The organism is Paraburkholderia franconis (assembly GCF_009362735.1).
In the GTDB taxonomy this organism is placed as follows: domain Bacteria; phylum Pseudomonadota; class Gammaproteobacteria; order Burkholderiales; family Burkholderiaceae; genus Paraburkholderia; species Paraburkholderia franconis.
This window is the reverse complement of the sequence record NZ_WHNP01000059.1, coordinates 24832-42721: the sequence shown is the minus strand read 5'-3', so window position 1 is coordinate 42721 and position 17890 is coordinate 24832. Positions and strand designations below refer to the sequence as shown.

At 64.0% G+C, this 17890-nt stretch carries 17 protein-coding genes and 1 pseudogene; 5 read left to right on the top strand and 13 right to left on the bottom strand.

The annotated features are described in order from the left end of the window. Window positions 1–209: pseudogene (locus tag GCT13_RS36555) on the top strand (group II intron reverse transcriptase/maturase); the annotation flags it as partial. A gap of 102 nt (window positions 210–311) precedes the next feature. On the opposite strand, the gene GCT13_RS36550 reads toward GCT13_RS36555, so the two are convergent. The 7 genes from GCT13_RS36550 to GCT13_RS36520 all read right to left on the bottom strand — a co-directional run bounded on the left by GCT13_RS36550 (window position 312) and on the right by GCT13_RS36520 (window position 6484). Beyond that, the gene (locus GCT13_RS36550) at window positions 312–1097 is read right to left on the bottom strand and encodes a DODA-type extradiol aromatic ring-opening family dioxygenase (RefSeq protein WP_152766715.1); all 786 of its coding nucleotides are present in this window, start codon (window positions 1095–1097) and stop codon (window positions 312–314) included. A gap of 166 nt (window positions 1098–1263) precedes the next feature. Next, entirely contained in the window at window positions 1264–1863 is a 600-nt protein-coding gene (locus GCT13_RS36545; protein WP_152766713.1) for a UbiX family flavin prenyltransferase, read from the bottom strand. A gap of 25 nt (window positions 1864–1888) precedes the next feature. After that, window positions 1889–2200, bottom strand: coding sequence for a Grx4 family monothiol glutaredoxin (gene grxD / locus GCT13_RS36540; RefSeq protein ID WP_090873640.1), 312 nt, complete (start codon window positions 2198–2200; stop codon window positions 1889–1891). A gap of 110 nt (window positions 2201–2310) precedes the next feature. Further along, window positions 2311–3159, bottom strand: a complete 849-nt coding sequence (prmC, locus tag GCT13_RS36535; RefSeq protein ID WP_152766712.1) for a peptide chain release factor N(5)-glutamine methyltransferase — start codon at window positions 3157–3159, stop codon at window positions 2311–2313. A 7-nt stretch (window positions 3160–3166) separates the two neighbouring features. Further along, window positions 3167–4249, bottom strand: a complete 1083-nt coding sequence (prfA, locus tag GCT13_RS36530) for a peptide chain release factor 1 (protein WP_152766710.1) — start codon at window positions 4247–4249, stop codon at window positions 3167–3169. A 144-nt stretch (window positions 4250–4393) separates the two neighbouring features. Next, a complete protein-coding gene (gene hemA / locus GCT13_RS36525; protein ID WP_321574863.1) occupies window positions 4394–5683 on the bottom strand; it encodes a glutamyl-tRNA reductase in 1290 nt (429 codons plus the stop codon). A gap of 54 nt (window positions 5684–5737) precedes the next feature. Then, the gene (locus GCT13_RS36520) at window positions 5738–6484 is read right to left on the bottom strand and encodes a response regulator transcription factor (protein ID WP_152766706.1); all 747 of its coding nucleotides are present in this window, start codon (window positions 6482–6484) and stop codon (window positions 5738–5740) included. A 195-nt stretch (window positions 6485–6679) separates the two neighbouring features. Between GCT13_RS36520 and GCT13_RS36515 the strand changes: the two genes are divergently transcribed. The 4 genes from GCT13_RS36515 to GCT13_RS36500 all read left to right on the top strand — a co-directional run bounded on the left by GCT13_RS36515 (window position 6680) and on the right by GCT13_RS36500 (window position 10054). Continuing rightward, window positions 6680–6934, top strand: a complete 255-nt coding sequence (locus GCT13_RS36515; RefSeq protein WP_152766704.1) for a hypothetical protein — start codon at window positions 6680–6682, stop codon at window positions 6932–6934. Between the two features lie 19 nt (window positions 6935–6953). Continuing rightward, the gene (locus GCT13_RS36510; RefSeq protein WP_152766702.1) at window positions 6954–8768 is read left to right on the top strand and encodes an aminopeptidase P family protein; all 1815 of its coding nucleotides are present in this window, start codon (window positions 6954–6956) and stop codon (window positions 8766–8768) included. Window positions 8769–8882: 114 nt separating this feature from the next. Continuing rightward, the gene (locus tag GCT13_RS36505; protein ID WP_152766700.1) at window positions 8883–9434 is read left to right on the top strand and encodes an isochorismatase family protein; all 552 of its coding nucleotides are present in this window, start codon (window positions 8883–8885) and stop codon (window positions 9432–9434) included. Beyond that, on the top strand, window positions 9431–10054 hold the full coding sequence (locus GCT13_RS36500; RefSeq protein WP_152766698.1) for an HAD family hydrolase: 624 nt from the start codon (window positions 9431–9433) through the stop codon (window positions 10052–10054). Before GCT13_RS36505 ends, GCT13_RS36500 begins: the two co-directional genes overlap by 4 nt. 34 nt (window positions 10055–10088) lie before the next feature. Here GCT13_RS36500 and GCT13_RS36495 read toward each other — a convergent pair whose 3' ends face one another. The 6 genes from GCT13_RS36495 to ugpB form a co-directional block, all read right to left on the bottom strand. Beyond that, a complete protein-coding gene (locus tag GCT13_RS36495; RefSeq protein ID WP_152766696.1) occupies window positions 10089–11237 on the bottom strand; it encodes a DUF748 domain-containing protein in 1149 nt (382 codons plus the stop codon). Window positions 11238–11335: 98 nt separating this feature from the next. After that, complete coding sequence (ettA, locus tag GCT13_RS36490) at window positions 11336–13003, bottom strand: energy-dependent translational throttle protein EttA (protein WP_152766694.1); 1668 nt, start codon at window positions 13001–13003, stop codon at window positions 11336–11338. 243 nt (window positions 13004–13246) lie between these two features. Beyond that, window positions 13247–14335: a sn-glycerol-3-phosphate import ATP-binding protein UgpC gene (locus tag GCT13_RS36485; protein WP_152766692.1), complete on the bottom strand. Its 1089-nt coding sequence runs from the start codon at window positions 14333–14335 to the stop codon at window positions 13247–13249. A 67-nt stretch (window positions 14336–14402) separates the two neighbouring features. Further along, complete coding sequence (ugpE, locus tag GCT13_RS36480) at window positions 14403–15248, bottom strand: sn-glycerol-3-phosphate ABC transporter permease UgpE (RefSeq protein ID WP_152766690.1); 846 nt, start codon at window positions 15246–15248, stop codon at window positions 14403–14405. Further along, window positions 15245–16129: a sn-glycerol-3-phosphate ABC transporter permease UgpA gene (ugpA, locus tag GCT13_RS36475; RefSeq protein WP_152766688.1), complete on the bottom strand. Its 885-nt coding sequence runs from the start codon at window positions 16127–16129 to the stop codon at window positions 15245–15247. Before ugpA ends, ugpE begins: the two co-directional genes overlap by 4 nt. Before the next feature lie 89 nt (window positions 16130–16218). Further along, complete coding sequence (gene ugpB / locus GCT13_RS36470; RefSeq protein ID WP_152766686.1) at window positions 16219–17544, bottom strand: sn-glycerol-3-phosphate ABC transporter substrate-binding protein UgpB; 1326 nt, start codon at window positions 17542–17544, stop codon at window positions 16219–16221. Window positions 17545–17890: the final 346 nt, after the last annotated feature.

Sequence of the window (17890 nt, the reverse complement as noted above, 5' to 3'; positions counted from 1 at the left end):
TGCGTCACCGGTTGCGCGTCATCCAGCTTAAGCAATGGCGCCGCGGGCCGACCATCTACCGGGAGCTACGGGCGCTGGGGGCACCGTCCGCTGTGGCGCACCAGGTGGCGGCGAACAGCCGTCGCTGGTGGCGTAACAGCGGCCAGCTCCTGAATCGCGTGCTGACCCTCGCATACTTCGATCGGCTGGGTGTGCCAAGACTCTCGTAACCTCAACTTCCCGAACCGCCCGGTGCGGACCCGCATGCCGGGTGGTGTGGCAGGGGTACGGCCTCATGGCCGTCCCCTATGCCGATCCGGCGACGGCGGCGCTTATGCGTTGCCGAACACGTAGTTCGTCATCGCCAGCGAGCGCTGGAACGTCCCGAGCGATTGAATGCCGAGCTCGTAATCGTCGGCTGCCGCGCCGAGCGCTGCGAATACCGGCAACAGGTGCTCGTCGGTCGGATGCATGAACACGGCGTGCGGCGCCTGGCGGCGATAGTCGAGCAGCGCGTCGATATCGCGGGCGGCAAGATGCGTCTCGAACCAGTCGGTGAATTCGGTGACGCGCGGATCGGCATCCTCGGGCCGCGCCGAGAAATCCGCCTCGCGCAGATTGTGCGTGATCTGGCCGGAACCGACGATCATCACGCCCTCGTCCTGCAGCGGACGCAGTGCGCGCCCCACGCGGAAGTGATGCGCGGGATCGAGCCGTGGCTGGATCGACAACTGGGCGATCGGCACATCGGCATGCGGGAACATGAGCAGCATCGGGACCCACGCGCCGTGATCGAGGCCGTGCGGTTGCGTCGCCGTCGGCATGCCCTGTTCGCCGAGCAATTCCGCCGCGCGCCGCGCGACGTCGGGCGCGCCGGGCGCCGGGTACTGGATCTCATACAGCTGACGCGGAAAGCCGTAAAAGTCGTGAATCGTCTCAGGCGCGTCCGATGTACTGGCGGCTGGCTGCAGCGTGCCCCAATGCGCGGACAGCATCAGGATCGCTTTCGGGCGCGGCACCTCGGCGGAAAGCGAGGCGAATTGCTCGCGCGGCATCGACGGATCGATCGGCAGCGTCGGCGCGCCGTGCGACAGAAAGAGGGAAGGCAAGCGGGTCATGGCGGTGCGGGCCATTCAGGCCGGAAAGGTTTCGTTGATACGAATATACGTCCGCACTCGCGATTGATAAACGGCACTGGGTGGATTTGATTGTCTCGCTGCTGTTGCGAATCCAGTCGAATGAACGGCTCGCGCGGCCGTGAGAGGTGAGACAACCGCGCCCGGCTTATTGCGCCGGACTATTCAGCCCTTGCCACGCCGGCGCGAGCGCCGGGCCCAGCGCGAACAGATCGAGCACGCGCGCGACGGTATCGTCGACCATCAGGTCGATCGTCGCCGGCCGGTTGTAGAACGCGGGCAGCGGCGGAAAGATCACGCCGCCCATTTCGGTGACGGCCGTCATGTTGCGCAGATGCGCGAGATTGAACGGCGTTTCGCGAACCATCAGCACGAGTCGCCGACGCTCTTTGAGCGTGACATCGGCGGCGCGCGTGATGAGATTGTCGGAGAGTCCGTGCGCCACGCTCGCGAGCGTTTTCATCGAGCAGGGCGCGATGATCATGCCGTCGGTCGCAAACGAGCCCGACGCAATGCTTGCGCCGACGTCGCGCACGGAATGAACGACATCCGCGAGCGGATGCACGTCGTCACGCGACAACTGGAGTTCGTGCTGAATATTGAGCCACCCCGCGCTGGAGATCAGCAGATGGCTTTCGACGCCGCCAAGCTTGCGCAGCGTTTGAAGCAGCCGGACGCCGTAGATCGCGCCCGTCGCTCCCGTGATGGCGATGATGAGACGACGTGGCGCCGCGGCGCGAGGTTCCATGGCGTGCGGCGCCCGTCTGCGTAAATCAGGCTGCGGCGAAGAGCTGCTGCAGTTCGCCCGACTGATACATCTCCATCATGATGTCCGAGCCGCCGACGAATTCACCCTTGACGTACAGCTGCGGGATCGTCGGCCAATTCGAGTATTCCTTGATGCCCTGGCGCACGGCTTCGTCTTCGAGGACGTTGACCGTCTTGAACTGATCGACGCCGCATGCCTTCAGAATTTGCACCGCACGGCCCGAGAAGCCGCACATCGGGAATTGCGCGTTGCCTTTCATGAAAAGCACGACGGGGTTTTCGTCGACGATTTGCTTGATGCGTTGTTGCGTGTCCATGACTGACCTTGCGGTTCCGGTATGTGTTGGGGATAGAGTCAAATGATAGCGGATTTCGCCGATGCCGACCGGTGGCGGAATCCCACAGGGCGCCGTGATTTCGTCGCGTGTCAGTCCGGCCAGTGCCCGCCGCTGATGCGTTCGATGCCGGCCAGATCGCACTCGGAGCGGACATCGGCGAAGCCTTGCGCCGCCAGAATTTCGCGGACGGCTTCCGCCTGGTCGTAGCCGTGTTCCATCCACAGCACGCCATCGGGTGCCAGCCTCGACGTCGCGCCCGCGACGATCGCGCGGATCGCCGAGAGGCCGTCAGCCTCGTCGGTGAGTGCGCCGCGCGGTTCGAAACGCAGATCGCCTTGCGACAGATGCGGATCGCCGCTCGCGATATACGGCGGGTTGCTGACGATCACCTCGAACGTAAGCGAGGCGTCGAGCGCGCCGTACCAGTCGCCTTGCGCGAACTGCACGTCGCCACCGGGGCGCTTCGGCTCGAGCAGCCGGATCGCATTGCGCGTGGCAACAGCCAGTGCTTCCGACGACCGGTCGACGGCCCAGACGCGCGCATCCGGGCGCGACCACGCAATCGACACGGCGATCGCGCCCGTCCCCGTGCCGAGATCGAGCACGCGGGCACGTGCGGCGCGCGCTTCGAGCGCCTGCACGGCCGTTTCGACGAGCAATTCGGTTTCAGGGCGGGGAATGAGCACATCGCGCGTGACTTCGAAATCGAGCCCGAAGAATTCACGCGATCCGATGAGTTGCGCAATGGGCTCGCCATCGACACGTCTCGCCTGAAGCTCGCGGAACGCCGCGACTTGCTGCGGATCGAGCGCATTGTCGGCGCGCGTGATCAGTGCCGTGCGGCGCCAGCCGAGCGCATGCCCGAGCAGAATGCGCGCTTCGAGCGCAGGTAGCGGCGACGCGCGCAGCAGCGTAGCGACGGTATCGGCTGTATTCATGCCCGGCTCAGTCCGCGTCGCCGAGCGACGCCAGCAATTCCGCCTGATGCTCGGACACCAGCGCCGCGATCAGTTCGTCGAGATCGCCTGCCATGATCGCTTCAAGGCGATACAGCGTCAGGTTGATCCGGTGATCGGTGAGACGGCCTTGCGGAAAGTTGTAAGTGCGAATGCGCTCCGAGCGGTCGCCCGAGCCGATCAGGCTTTTGCGCGTAGCCGCTTCCTTCGCGTGCTGCTCGTGGTACTGCTTGTCCTTGATGCGCGCGGCGAGCACCTTCAGCGCGCGATCCTTGTTCTTGTGCTGCGAGCGATCGTCCTGGCATTCGACGACGATGCCCGTCGGCAGGTGCGTCACGCGCACGGCCGAATCTGTCTTGTTGATGTGCTGACCGCCCGCGCCGGATGCGCGGAACGTGTCGATGCGCAGATCGGCGGGATTGATTTCGACTTCGCCGATTTCATCCGCTTCCGGCATCACCGCAACCGTGCACGCCGACGTGTGAATGCGGCCCTGCGTTTCCGTCGCGGGCACGCGCTGCACGCGATGCCCGCCCGATTCGAACTTGAGCTTCGAGTACGCGGCGTCGCCCGCGATCCGCACGATCACTTCCTTGTAGCCGCCCAGATCCGATTCGCTCGCCGACATCATCTCGACCTGCCAGCGGTTGCGCTCCGCGTAGCGCAGGTACATGCGCAGCAGGTCGCCCGCGAAGAGCGCGGACTCGTCGCCGCCCGTGCCCGCGCGAATTTCGAGGAAGATGTTGCGGTCATCGTTCGGGTCTTTGGGCAGCAGCATCTTCTGCAGTTCGCCTTCGAGCTTTTCCATCTGCTCGCGCGCTGTGCGGATTTCCTCTTCCGCGAAATCCTTCATCGATGCGTCCGACAGCAGTTCCTGCGCCGTCGCCGCATCGTTCAGCGCCTGGCGCCACAGACCGTAATGTTCGACGACAGGCTGCAGCTCCGCGTGCTCGCGCGTGAGCTTGCGGTATTGCTCGATGCTCGACGTGATGTCTTCGCGGCTCAACAGGTCGTTCAGTTCGGCCAGCCGGGTAGTGAGCTGGTCGAGCTTGGCTTGCATGCTCGTTTTCATTGGGGCGCTCGGAGCGGACTCCGGAAAGGACGGCTGGATTCGGGATTCGGGACGAGAACCGGCGACGAATGCCCGGGACACTGCGGATAGAGCACTGTGCGGGCCTGGACGGCAACACGCGCGATGCGTCGGCTTGGAGCGCCGCTAACGCTCCGACGAAGAGTGAGCGTGTTTGTAGAAGCCGCCCATCAGCTCGATCAGCTGATCGCGATTTTCGCTGCTGGCGCGGTTGAGCGCGTGCGTCGGACCGTGGATCAGCTTGTTCGTCAGCGCTTGAGACAGTGCTTCGAGCACGACGGCGGGGTCCTCGCCGCGCGCGAGCATCTTCTGCGCTTTCTCGACTTCGGCGCGCCGGAGCGTGTCGGCCTGGGTATGCATATGGCGGATGACGGGCACGATGCTGCGCGCGTCGAGCCACTGCATGAAATTCTGCACGCGCGTCTCGATGATCGTTTCGGCTTGCGCGACGGCGGCTTGCCGCGACGCATTGCCTTCGCGGACGATCGCGCCGAGATCGTCGACGGTGTACAGGAACACGTCTTCGAGCTGGCCGACTTCCGGTTCGATGTCGCGCGGCACGGCGAGATCGACCATGAAGATCGGCCGGTGACGGCGCGCTTTCACCGCGCGCTCAACGGCACCCAAACCGATGATGGGCAGCGTCGACGCCGTGCACGACACGATGATGTCGAATTCGTGCATGCGCGCGGGCAGTTCGGACAGCGGAATCGCGCGGCCGTTGAAGCGGCCGGCGAGGCGTTCGCCGCGCTCGGCCGTGCGGTTCGCAACGACCAGCTCACGCGGCTGCTGCGCGGCAAAGTGCGTCGCGCACAGCTCGATCATTTCGCCCGCGCCGATGAACAGCACGCGCTGGTTCGACACCTTGTCGAAAATGCGCTGCGCGAGGCGCACCGAGGCCGCCGCCATCGAAACAGATTGCGCCCCGATTTCCGTCGTGGTCCGCACCTCTTTCGCGACGGCGAACGTGCGCTGGAACAGCTGGTTCAGATACGTGCCAAGCGCGCCGGCTTCGGACGCAGTGCGCACGGCATCCTTCATCTGGCCGACGATCTGCGTCTCGCCGAGCACCATCGAGTCGAGCCCCGACGCGACGCGAAACGCGTGGCGCACGGCTTCGGACTGCGGCAGCGCGTACACGTGCGGCGCGAGTTCATCGACGGCGATGTTGTGGTACTTCGACAGCCAGTGGATCGCCGCTTCGCGGGCGGCGTGGTCGTCGGTGGCGCAGTACAGTTCGGTGCGGTTGCAGGTCGACAGGATCGCCGCTTCCGGCGCGATACGGGCCGTGCGGCCCAGGAAGATGTCCTTGAACGTCGAGAGCGCCGGCTTGATCTGTTCGAGCGGAAACGCCACGCGCTCGCGCAGGGCAACGGGCGCGGTGTGGTGATTGATTCCGATCGTTAAGAGTTGCACGGGGACGCTACGGCCTTGCAGGGCGACGTATTGGGGCTATGGTTAGGCCCAATATTATAGTGTTTCCACGAATCTTTCATTGGCGAGTGCCTTATCCGCGCCATCTGCCTTTTCTACGGGAATCTGGTCCAGACGGTAGCCGTAGCCGTACAGCGGAACCAGCGTGTAGCCGAATTCCGGCCGCAATTCGAGCTTGGTCCTGATGCGCGATGCATGGGTATCGAGCGTGCGCGACTTAACGTCGCGGCGGCGCGACCAGACGGTTTCGAGGATGTGTGCGCGCGAAACGGCCCGCGACATATTCGTGAACAGCAGCAGCGCGAACTGGAGTTCCTTCGGCGTCAGCGCTACGCTCTGGCCCCGAAAGGTGACGACCGAGCGGCCTGTATCGAACGCGTATTCGCCGAACATTTCCCGCGCGCGGTTGCGCGGGCGGCGGATGCCGGCGCGGCGCATCAGCGCGTCGATGCGCGCAAGCATTTCGGGACCGCGCGCGGGCTTCGCGAGACAATCGTCGGCGCCCGCCTGCAATGTCGCAACCAGTTCGCTTTCGCGTGGCGAGGTCATCAGCACGACGACGGGCAGACCGGGCAACACCTCGCGCACGCGCGCGATCACGTCTTCGGCGGCGGCGTCGCCGCAAAAGGCGTCGGTGACGAGAAGATCGAAGAATTCTCGAGCGGCGCCCGCCAAAAACGGCGCGCTGGCGGAAAAGTGGTGACAGGCATGCCCACCGGCAAACAGCAGCCGGCCGACAATTTCCGCATGCCGCAGGTCGGGCTCGATAAGGGCGATTCGCATGGGACGAAGGGCGGGACGCAGCGGCCTGGCGCGGGAGGCTTTCGGCTTGCCTAACCTTACCCCGGGCCCCTAAACTCAACCGCTACGCAGAAAGCCGTGCTGACCTTCTAGTGAAAGAGAAAAAATGCTAGCCATTGATAAAACAGCCGCCTATCAGAAAAGTCTTAAATTGATGATGCGCGGCGGAGTGCGCTGATGGGCTGGCCCGGCCTGATCCTCCTTGGCGCCGTCGTCGGTCTGGTCAGCTGGTGGCTGCATCCGCTGCGGCGCGCGAGCCGCGTGAGCCTGTGGGTGGCGCTCCTCGTCGGCATGGCGGGAGCGGCCATCGCGCACATGGCTGGCAACGTCGTTCAGCTTTTCCATGACGGCGATACGCTCGAATGGCCCGTCTGCACCGCTTTCGCTCTTGTTGCCGTTGCCGTGACGGTCGGCTTGTTATCCCGTCGATGAATCTTTGCAGGTGAAACCGATGAACGTACGACTCCCCGAAACCGCCTCGATCCCCGAGCGCATTGCACAACTGCGCAGCGCGATGACTCAGCAAGGGCTCGCCGCCTGGCTCGTGCCGTCGGCCGATCCGCATCTCTCCGAATATCTGCCGGGCCGCTGGCAAGGCCGCGAGTGGCTGTCCGGCTTCACTGGCTCGGTCGGCACGCTGGTCGTGACGGCCGACTTCGCCGGCCTGTGGGTCGACAGCCGCTATTGGGTGCAGGCCGAGGCGCAACTGGCCGGCACGGGCATTCAGCTGATGAAAATGTTCGGCGGCCAGATGACGGCGCCGCACATTGACTGGCTCGCGCAGAACGTGCCGGCGGGCGCGACGGTTGGCGTCGACGGCGCCGTGCTCGGCGTCGCGGCGGCGCGCGCGCTGAGCGATGCGCTGACGGCGCGCGGCGTCAAGCTGCGCACCGACTCCGATCTGCTCGACACCGTCTGGCCGCAGCGTCCGCCGCTGCCGACGGGCGCCGTCTACGAGCACGTCGCGCCGCACGCGAGCGTTTCCCGCGCGGAAAAGCTGGACCGTATTCGCCGCGCGATGCAGGAAAAGGGCGCGCAGTGGCACTTCATCTCGACGCTCGACGACCTCGCCTGGCTGCTGAATCTGCGCGGCGCGGACGTGAACTACAACCCGGTGTTCGTCGCGCATGCGCTGATCGGGCTGGATCGCGCGTCACTTTTCGTGACGGACGGCAAGGTGCCTGCGGAACTGGCGGAGTCGCTGGCCCGCGACGGCATCCGTGTCGAGCCGTACACCAAGGCCGCCGACGCGCTCGCCGCACTGCCGGGCGGCCAGACGCTGCTGATCGACCCGCGCCGCATCACGTATGGCTTGCTGCAATCGGTGCCGGCGTCGGTGGAGATCGTCGAGTCGGTGAATCCGTCGACGTTCTTCAAGTCGCGCAAGACGGAAGCCGAAGCCGCGCACGTGCGCGCGACGATGGAGCAGGACGGCGCGGCGCTCGCTGAATTTTTCGCGTGGTTCGAGGGCGCGCTCGGCCGCGAAAAAATCACCGAACTGACGATCGACGAAAAGCTGACGGCGGCGCGCGCGCGCCGGCCGGGCTTCGTCACGCTGAGCTTCGCGACGATCGCCGGGTTCAACGCGAACGGCGCGATGCCGCACTATCGTGCGACGCCCGCTTCGCATTCGACGATCGAAGGCAACGGCCTGCTGCTGATCGACTCGGGCGGCCAGTACCTGAGCGGCACGACCGACATCACGCGCGTCGTGCCCATCGGCACGATCAACGACGAGCATCGCCGCGACTTCACGACGGTGCTGAAGGGCACGATGGCGCTCTCTCGCGCGAAGTTTCCGCGCGGCATCCGTTCGCCGATGCTCGACGCGATCGCGCGCGCGCCGATCTGGGAAATGGGCGCGGACTACGGCCACGGCACGGGGCATGGCGTCGGCTATTTCCTGAACGTCCACGAAGGACCGCAGGTGATCTCGCACTACGCGCCCGCCGAAGCGTGGACGGCGATGGAAGAGGGCATGATCACGTCGATCGAGCCGGGCATCTATCGTCCGGGCAAATGGGGCATTCGCATCGAGAATCTGGTGCTGAACCGTCCGGCGCAGAAAACCGAGTTCGGCGATTTCCTCGAATTCGAAACACTGACGCTGTGCCCGATCGACACGCGCTGCGTCGCGCAGAACCTGCTGCGCGACGACGAGCGCGCGTGGCTCAACGCATATCACGAGATGGTGCGCGCGCGCGTGTCGCCGCATGTGTCGGGCGACGCGAAGGCGTGGCTCGAAACGCGCACGCAGCCAATCTGACGCGCAGGACGCCGCCGCGGCCGCTCGTTGCGGCGGCGTCTCGCGCATCGGCGCTGCCGTGTTCGCCGCAAAAATCCGCCGCCAAAATAACGACTAACGAATAGCGAGGCTCGCATGTCCGGTGTTGCCGTCATCGTCATCGACGTACAGCAGATGTTCTTCAGCGGCCCGTCGGCAGCTCATCGCGCCGGCGACGTGATCGACGGCATCAATCGGCTCACGTCGGCGGCGCGTCAGGCGAATGCGCCAGTGTTTATCGTGCAGCACGAGAGCGACGCGAATGGGCCGCTCTCGCGCGGTAGCGACGCGTGGCAATTGCCTGCCGCGCTCGTTCGCGAGCCACAGGACCGTTCCATCTTCAAGACCGTCGGCGATTCGTTCCAGGACACGCCGCTTGCCGCGCAGCTTCAACAAGGCGACATCGACAGCGTGATCCTATGTGGCTACGCGACCGAGTTCTGCGTCAACGCCACGGCGCGCCGCGCCGAACTGCTCGGCCTGCGCGCGACGGTCGTGTCCGATCTTCACACGACCCAGCACAAGCCGCACCTCGCCGCCGACAAGATCGTCGAGCACCAGAACTTCGTCTGGGCCAATTCGTCGATGACGGGCAAGCGCGTCAAAGTGCGTCCCCTCGCCGACATTCTGCAAACGGAGTTCGCATGACCATCAAGGCAGTCGTGTTCGATTTCGGCGGCGTGCTGATCGACTGGAGCCCCGAGTATCTGTACCGCGCGCTGATTCCCGACGACGCCGAGCGCCGCTGGTTCCTGTCCAATGTCTGCACGATGGACTGGGTGATCCGCCAGGACGGCGGCCAGCCGATCGCGGAAGGCACGGCGGAGCTGATCGAAAAGTTTCCCGAGCACGAGCCGCTGATTCGCGCGTTCTACGAGCGCTGGCACGAGATGGTCGCGGGCGTGCTCGACGACGGCGTTGCGACCGTCGAGAAACTCGAAGCCGCGAACGTGCCGCTCTTCGGCCTGACGAACTGGTCGGACGAGACCTTTCCGTATGCGTGGGAGCACTATACGGTGTTGCGCCGCTTCAGGGACATCGTCGTGTCGGGCCGCGTGAAGATGGTCAAGCCCGACCCGGCGATCTTCGACGAAATGCTGCGCCGGATTCGCGCGCATCTGCCGGATGTGCAGCCGCACGAACTCGTCTTCATCGACGACAACATCAAGAACGCGAACGCGGCAACCGAACTCGGCTGGCACGGCGTGCATCACACGAACGCCGATGAAACGGAAGCGAGACTGCGAGCGCTAGGCTTGCCCGTCTGAGCGTGGCAGCCGGGCACCGCCGTTGAAGCGAGCGTCATTGCCCGAGCAGATTCTTCAGCGCGTTGCCGAGTCCTTTCACCGTTTCACCCGCGCCCTTCGCGACGCCTTCTGCACTGACGCCGAGCGCTTTCGCGAAGTTCGCGCGCAGCTCGGTCATCAGGCTTTCGTTGAGCTTGAACTTCGGGTCACGCAAATTGCCGTCGATCGTGAAGTGCAGCGTCATGTCGTCGCCATGCTTCTTCAGCGCGGCGACGGCGGCGCGGGTCGGAATCTGCATGAACGTATCGAGCGGATCGCCCGTGTCGGCCAGTTGCAGACGATGCAGCGTGACCGTGCCCGGCGCGTGGATGTGATAGCTGGTCACGCTCGCCTGCATGTTCAGGTCGAGCGTGCCGCCCGTAACCTGCGTTCTCGCGCCCGCCTTCCTCAGCAGATACGGGTCGAGCGTGACGACGTCGACGCCGCGCAGCGTCGTGGTCGTCTGCGAGTCCTTGCTGGCGATTTTCATCCAGCCGTCGAACGTCACCTTGCCGGAGTGCTCCGGACCTTTGATCGAGCCGCGAACTGACAGGTTGGTCGGTTCGGTGAGTTCGGGCAGATGGATGTGGTCGACGCTGGCGCTCGCGTCGCTGACGATCACCTTGTACGGCGGCTTGCTGACCGATTCGTCGTAGAAGACGAACAGGCCGTCTGCGAACGCGATGTGTTCGATGAGCTTTTCAGCGGGCAAGGGCGGCCGGCTCGACGCTGCGCCGCTCGCCGCGCTGGCGCCACTTGCCGCGTTCGCGGGCTGGCTCAGCGTTTGCCGCAGCTTCGGCAGCAGTTCGAGACGTCCGCTCGCCGTGCGCACCAGCGCGAGACTGAAGCCGTGCACCACGACGCTTTTCATATGCACGCGATGCGCGAGCAGATCGCCGACATCGGGCGTCATCGTGATCTGCTCGGCGGTGAGTGAGTCGGCGGTCGGCCAGTCTTTGGGCGCCGTCAGCCGCACGCGGTTGAGTGTGATCGACGTGAGGCCGACGTCGATGCTCTGAGCGCTGCCGATCGGCGCGAGCGTCTCGACGACACGCTCTTTCACTTCGTGTTGCACGAAATACAGCCCGCCGAGCGCGATCACGACGAGCAGCACGATCACGCCCGCCAAGGCCACCACCACACGCTTGCCCGCCGATATCGCCATGCCTTCTCCTCGTCTGCGTGTGACGAGCCAGCAAACCATATGCCGTTCGCATCGAACCGCGCGAGCGGTCCGTCTGCGGACGACGGCACAGCGAACGCTTAACGGGTGATCGGCTTGTAACGCAGACGCTTCGGACGCGCCGCTTCTTCGCCGAGACGCGCGCGCTTGTCCGCTTCGTACTCCTGGTAGTTGCCGTTGAAGAACGTCACTTGCGAATCGCCTTCGAACGCGAGGATGTGCGTCGCGATACGGTCGAGGAACCAGCGGTCGTGCGAGATCACCATCACCGAGCCGGCGAATTCGAGCAGTGCGTCTTCGAGCGCGCGCAGCGTTTCGACGTCGAGGTCGTTCGACGGCTCGTCGAGCAGCAACATGTTGCCGCCCGCGATCAGCGTCTTCGCCAGATGCAGACGGCCGCGCTCGCCGCCCGACAGGTTGCCGACGATCTTCTGCTGGTCGCCGCCTTTGAAGTTGAAGCGGCCGATATACGCGCGCGACGGCGTTTCGTACTTGCCGACCGTCAGCACGTCGGCGCCGCCGGAGACGGCTTCGAACACGGTCTTCGAGCCGTCGAGCGCGTCGCGGCTCTGGTCGACATACGCGAGCTTGACGGTCGGGCCCTTGATGATGTCGCCCGAATCCGGCTGTTCCTTGCCCGTCAGCATGCGGAAGAGCGTCGACTTGCCGGCGCCGTTCGGCCCGATGATGCCGACGATCGCGCCCGCCGGAATCTTGAAGCTGAGGTTGTCGATCAGCAGGCGATCGCCGTACGACTTGCTGACGTTCTTGAACTCGATCACTTCATTGCCGAGGCGGTCACCAACGGGAATGAAGATTTCCTGCGTTTCGTTGCGCTTCTGATATTCCTGGCTGTTCAGTTCCTCGAAGCGGGCGATACGCGCCTTCGATTTCGCCTGACGGCCCTTCGGATTCTGGCGCACCCACTCCAGTTCCTTCTTGATCGCCTTCTGACGCGCCGATTCGGACGCCTCTTCCTGCTTCAGGCGGTCTTCCTTCTGATCGAGCCAGCTGCTGTAGTTGCCTTTCCACGGAATGCCGTAGCCGCGGTCGAGTTCGAGAATCCACTCGGCGGCGTTGTCGAGGAAGTAGCGGTCGTGCGTCACGGCGACGACGGTGCCCGGGAAGCGCGTGAGGAATTGCTCCAGCCATTCGACCGATTCCGCGTCGAGGTGGTTGGTCGGTTCGTCGAGCAGCAGCATGTCGGGCTTTTCGAGCAGCAGCTTGCACAGTGCGACGCGGCGCTTTTCGCCGCCCGACAGATGCTCGATCTTCGCGTCCCACGGCGGCAGGCGCAGCGCGTCGGCGGCCACTTCGAGCTGCTGTTCGGCGCTGCCGCCGTCCGACGTCGCGAGGATCGCTTCGTACGTCGCCTGCTCGGCGGCCAGTGCGTCGAAGTCGGCATCCGGTTCCGCGTACGCGGCGTAGATTTCGTCGAGTTTCTTTTGCGCGTTGAACACGTCGCCGAGACCTTCTTCGACGGCTTCGCGCACGGTCTTTTGCGGATCGAGCTGCGGTTCCTGCGGCAGATAGCCGATGTTCAGATTCGGCATCGGCGTGGCTTCGCCTTCGATGTCCTTGTCGACGCCGGCCATGATCCTGATCAGCGTGGATTTGCCCGAGCCGTTCAGGCCGAGCAGGCCGATCTTCGCACCGGGGAAGAACGACAGCGAAATGTCTTTCAGGATTTGACGCTTGGGCGGCACGATCTTGCCGACCCGGTTCATGGTGAAGACGTATTGGGCCATTTGCGTGAGTTGAGCGTGGAATGGATACGGCACTGCGCGTGCCGGCGCCCGGGCGGGCGGATGTGTCATTGTACTTGGGTGCTTTCTCTTTCTGTCTGCGACCGCTTTTTTTGTGGTTCGCTTCGTCTTTCGCTGGCATCCGCGATGCGCCTCGACAGGGGCAACCCCCGCGCCGCGAGGCGCTGACGCGGATGCCCGCGAAAAACCAAAAATACCGAAAAGCGTCGCAGACAAGAAAAGACTTCAATTCAACCGCTTGCCATCTTCCTCATCAAAGAAGTGAAGATGCCGCGCGGGCAGCGCGATCTGAAGCATCTCACCGGCACTCGGCCTGTGCGCGTGCGGCAGCCGTACGGTGACGTCGTGCCGCCCCCAGCGCCCATGCGCAAGATTATCCGCGCCGAGCAGTTCGCACGAATCGACGCCGAGCGTCGCGGCCGACGCGCCGGGCTGTTCCGGCGTCATGTGCTCGGGCCGGATGCCGAGCACGCATACGCGGCCCGCCACCACTTCGCGGCCGATACACGGCACGCCTTCGAGCGGCAGCTTCGGCCCATCGCCTGCGACTTCGAACGAAGCGCCGTCGTCGGCGATCCGGCCGTTCAACAGATTCATCCCCGGCGAGCCAATGAAGCCCGCGACGAAAGTCGTCGCGGGCCGCTCGTAGACTTCCGTCGGCGCGCCGATCTGCTCCGCGTGGCCGCGATTCATCACGATCACGCGCTGCGCGAGCGTCATCGCTTCGATCTGATCGTGCGTCACGTACAGGCTCGTCGTCTTGAGCCGGCCGTGCAGGCGCTGGATTTCGAGCCGCATCTGCACGCGCAGCCGCGCATCGAGATTCGACAGCGGCTCGTCGAACAGAAACACGGCCGGCTCGCGCACGATCGCGCGGCCCATCGCGACGCGCTGCCGCTGGCCGCCCGACAGCTCGCGCGGCTTTCTCGACAGCAGCGGTTCGAGTTCGAGAATCTTCGCGGCCGTCAGCACGCGCGCTTCGATCTTCGATTTCGGCAGCCCGGCGATCTTCAGCGCGTAGCCCATGTTTTCCGCGACCGTCATGTGCGGATAGAGCGCGTAGTTCTGAAACACCATCGCGATGTTGCGATCTTTCGGTTCGAGATCGTTGACGACCTTGCCGTCGATCGCGATCTCGCCCTCGGTGACCGCTTCGAGGCCCGCGACCATGCGCAGCAACGTCGACTTGCCGCACCCCGACGGCCCGACCATCACGACGAACTCGCCGTCGCGCACGTCCGCGTTGATGCCGTGCAGGACGTTCTGCTTGCCGTCGTACGATTTCTTCACCCCTTTCAGCGTCAGTGCAGACATGGGTTTTTATCCTTGTTTTTCAGCACTCGTTTTTCGGCCTCATTTTTCAGCATTCATTTTTCAGCATTCATTTTTCAGCATCAATGAGTCCGCGCACGAACCAGCGCTGCATCGCCAGCACGACGACGAGCGGCGGCAGCATCGCGAGCAGCGTCGCGGCCATCACGAGATGCCATTCGGTCGCCGTGTCGCCGGAAGCGATCATGCTCTTGATGCCGACCACGGCCGTCGTCAGCGACTGCTGGCTCGTGATCAGGATCGGCCACAAGTACTGGTTCCAGCCGTAGATGAACGTGATGACGAAGAGCGCCGCGAGATTCGTCTTTGACAGCGGCAGCACCACGTCCCAGAAGAAGCGCAGCGGACCCGCGCCGTCGATGCGCGCGGCTTCCATCAGCTCGTCGGGCAGCGTGAGGAAGAACTGGCGGAACAGAAACGTCGCGGTGGCAGAGGCGATCAGCGGCAACGTGAGGCCGGCGTACGTGTTGCTCAGATGCATCGACGACACGACTTGCACGGTCGGAAAGATGCGCACTTCGACGGGCAGCATCAGCGTGACGAAGATCAGCCAGAACGCGGCGTTGCGGCCCGGAAAGCGGAAGAACACGATCGCGAACGCCGAGATGATCGACACGGCGATCTTGCCGACCGCGATCACGAGCGCCATCACGAGACTGTTGAGCAGCATCGCGCCGAACGGGCTCGCGGCGTTGCCCGTGCCGTGCGTCCAGATGTTCGCAACGTTCTCGAACAGATGCGTACCTGGCACAAGCGAAAGCGGCACGCTGAACACTTCGTGCTCGCTCATCGTCGCCGCGCAGAACGCGACATAGACGGGAAACACGACCAGCAGCACGCCGACGATCAATACTGCGTGGCAGAAGAGGTCGAAGCCGCGGCGATTCTCGATCATGAGTATTGAACCCTCCGCTCGATGAAGCGGAACTGCACGACGGTCAGACCGACGACGATCACCATCAGCACGACCGATTGCGCGCCCGAGCTGCCGATGTCGAGCCCCTGGAAGCCTTCGGCGAAGATCTTGTAGATCAGCGTGCGCGTGGATTGCGCGGGGCCGCCGCCCGTTGCGGCATCGATGATCGGGAAGGTGTCGAAGAATGCATAGACGAGATTGACGACGAGCAGAAAGAACGTCGTCGGCGACAGCAGCGGCAGCGCGACGCCGAAGAAGCGCCGCACGGGACCCGCGCCGTCGATCGCGGCCGCTTCGATCAGTGAGCGCGGAATCGCCTGAAGGCCCGCATAGAAGAACAGGAAGTTGTAGCTGACCTGCTTCCATACCGATGCAAGCACGACGAGGAACATCGCCTGACCGGGATTGAGCGCGTGATTCCACACGATGCCCGCCTTGCCGAGCGCGAAGGTCACGAGACCGATGCTCGGGTTGAACAGGAACGACCACAGCACGGCCGCAATCGCGGGTGCGACGGCGTACGGCCAGATCAAGAGCGTCTGATAGGCTTTCGCGCCGCGCGTCACGCGATCCGCGCAGGCGGCGAACAGCAGCGAGATCGCGAGCCCCGAAACGGTGACGAGCGCGCAGAAGATCAGCGTCGTTTCGAACGACGACAGGTACAGCGGATCGGCGAACAACTGACTGAAATTGCCCAAGCCAACGAATTCGCTCGACGTGCCGAACGCGTCCTGAGTCTGCGTCGATTGCCAGAGCGCTTCGCCTGCGGGCAAGAGAAAGAACAGCAGCGTAATCGCGAGCTGCGGCGCGACGAGCAGATAAGGCAGGAAGCTGGTGCCGAAGCGGGAGCGCTTGTCCATCGACGTCCTTCCCAACGGTGAGCGAATCAGGCGCGCTTTGCTGCCGCATTCAACTTCATGCAGCGGCGAAAGCGCGCTCCTCGTACTGATCAGCTGCCTGCCTTCTCGAAGCGGCGCAGCAGATCGTCGCCGCGCGACACCGATGAATCGAGCGCATCTTTAGGCGTCTTCTTGTCGGCCCAGACCTGTTCGAGTTCTTCGTCGATGATCGTGCGGATCTGCGGCATGTTGCCCAGACGCAGGCCCTTCGTGAACGGCAGCGGCGGCTTGTTGAGCATCTGCTTGATGGCCGTGTCGCTGCCGGGGTTCTTCTCGTAGAAGCCCTGTTGCTGGGTCAGCTGATACGCGGCCGTCGTGACGGGCAGATAGCCCGTGTCCTGATGCCATTTCGCGGCGACGGGCGGCGAGCTGAGATAAGCGAGGAACTTCGCGACGCCCTTGTAGACGGCCGGGTCCTTGCCCGACAGCACCCACAGGCTCGCACCGCCGATGATCGCGTTCTGCGGAGCGCCCTTCACGTTTGCGTCGTACGGCATCATGCCCGTGCCAAAGCTGAACTTCGCGTACTTGCGGATTGTCGCGAGCGAGCCGGACGAATTCGTGATGATCCCGCAGTCGCCGCTATAGAACTTCGATACGGGTTCGTCCTTGCGGCCTGCATAGGTGAACGTGCCTTCCCTGGCCATCTTCTGCAGGAACGCGATGTGGGCGATCTGCAGCGGCTTGTTGAATTCGAGCTGCGCATCGGCGCCGTCGAAGCCGTTGTTTTCCGTCGCGAACGGCGCGCCGTGCCACGCACTGTAGTTCTCGAGCTGAATCCAGCTTTGCCACCCCGACGAATAGCCGCACGACAGGCCCGCTGCTTTCAGCTTCTGCGCATCCTGCTCGACTTCGGCCCAGGTCCTGGGCGGCGCGTTGGGATCGAGACCGGCTTTCTTGAAGGCGTCCTTGTTGTAGTAGAGGACGGGCGTCGAGCTGTTGAACGGCATCGAAATCAGATGGCCTGTTTTCGAATCGCTGTAGTAGCTGGCGATGGTCGGCACGAAGGCTTTCTCGTCGAGCGTCATGCCTGCCTGCTTGAACACATCGGACACGGGGACGACGGCCTTCTTGGCCTGCATCATCGTCGCCGTGCCGACCTCGTAGACCTGCAGGATCGCGGGCGCGTTGCCGCTGCGATACGCGGCGATGCCTGCGGCAAGCGTCTGGTCATAGGTACCCTTGAAGACGGGGACGATCTTGTAATCGCTTTGCGATGCATTGAAGTCGTTGGCGATCACGTTCAGGCGTTCGCCGAGCGCGGCTTCCATCGCGTGCCAGAACTGGATTTCAGTGGCGGCATGTGCGCCTTGATGAGCGCCCAAGGCCAGAACGGCAGCGACGGACAGCGAACGGAAGAGCGGCTTGCTATGCATCGAAAGTCTCCTTTTTTGTCGACCAGAGTTGGCGCTTCGGCGCCTTACTCTGGTCCCATGCAGAGCGGTCGACCAGAGTTGGCGCTTTAGCTGTCGGCAGGAGTAAGTGCTAAAGCACTTGCTCCTGCCCCATGCAGAGCACTTACTCTGGTCCCATGCCCGACTGGGCGATCGAACGCGCGTTGTGCGGTGCGCGATTCTAGTTATGGTCGATGACAGGAAAGCGTCGGTGATTCTTCTAAGTGCCAGGTCCGGTGTCGAAAGGGCAATTTAACATCGAAGAATGGTGTGAGAAAGCGCGATTACCCGAAGCGCCGATTGGTGTTCGCGCAACGAGGGCGAAAAA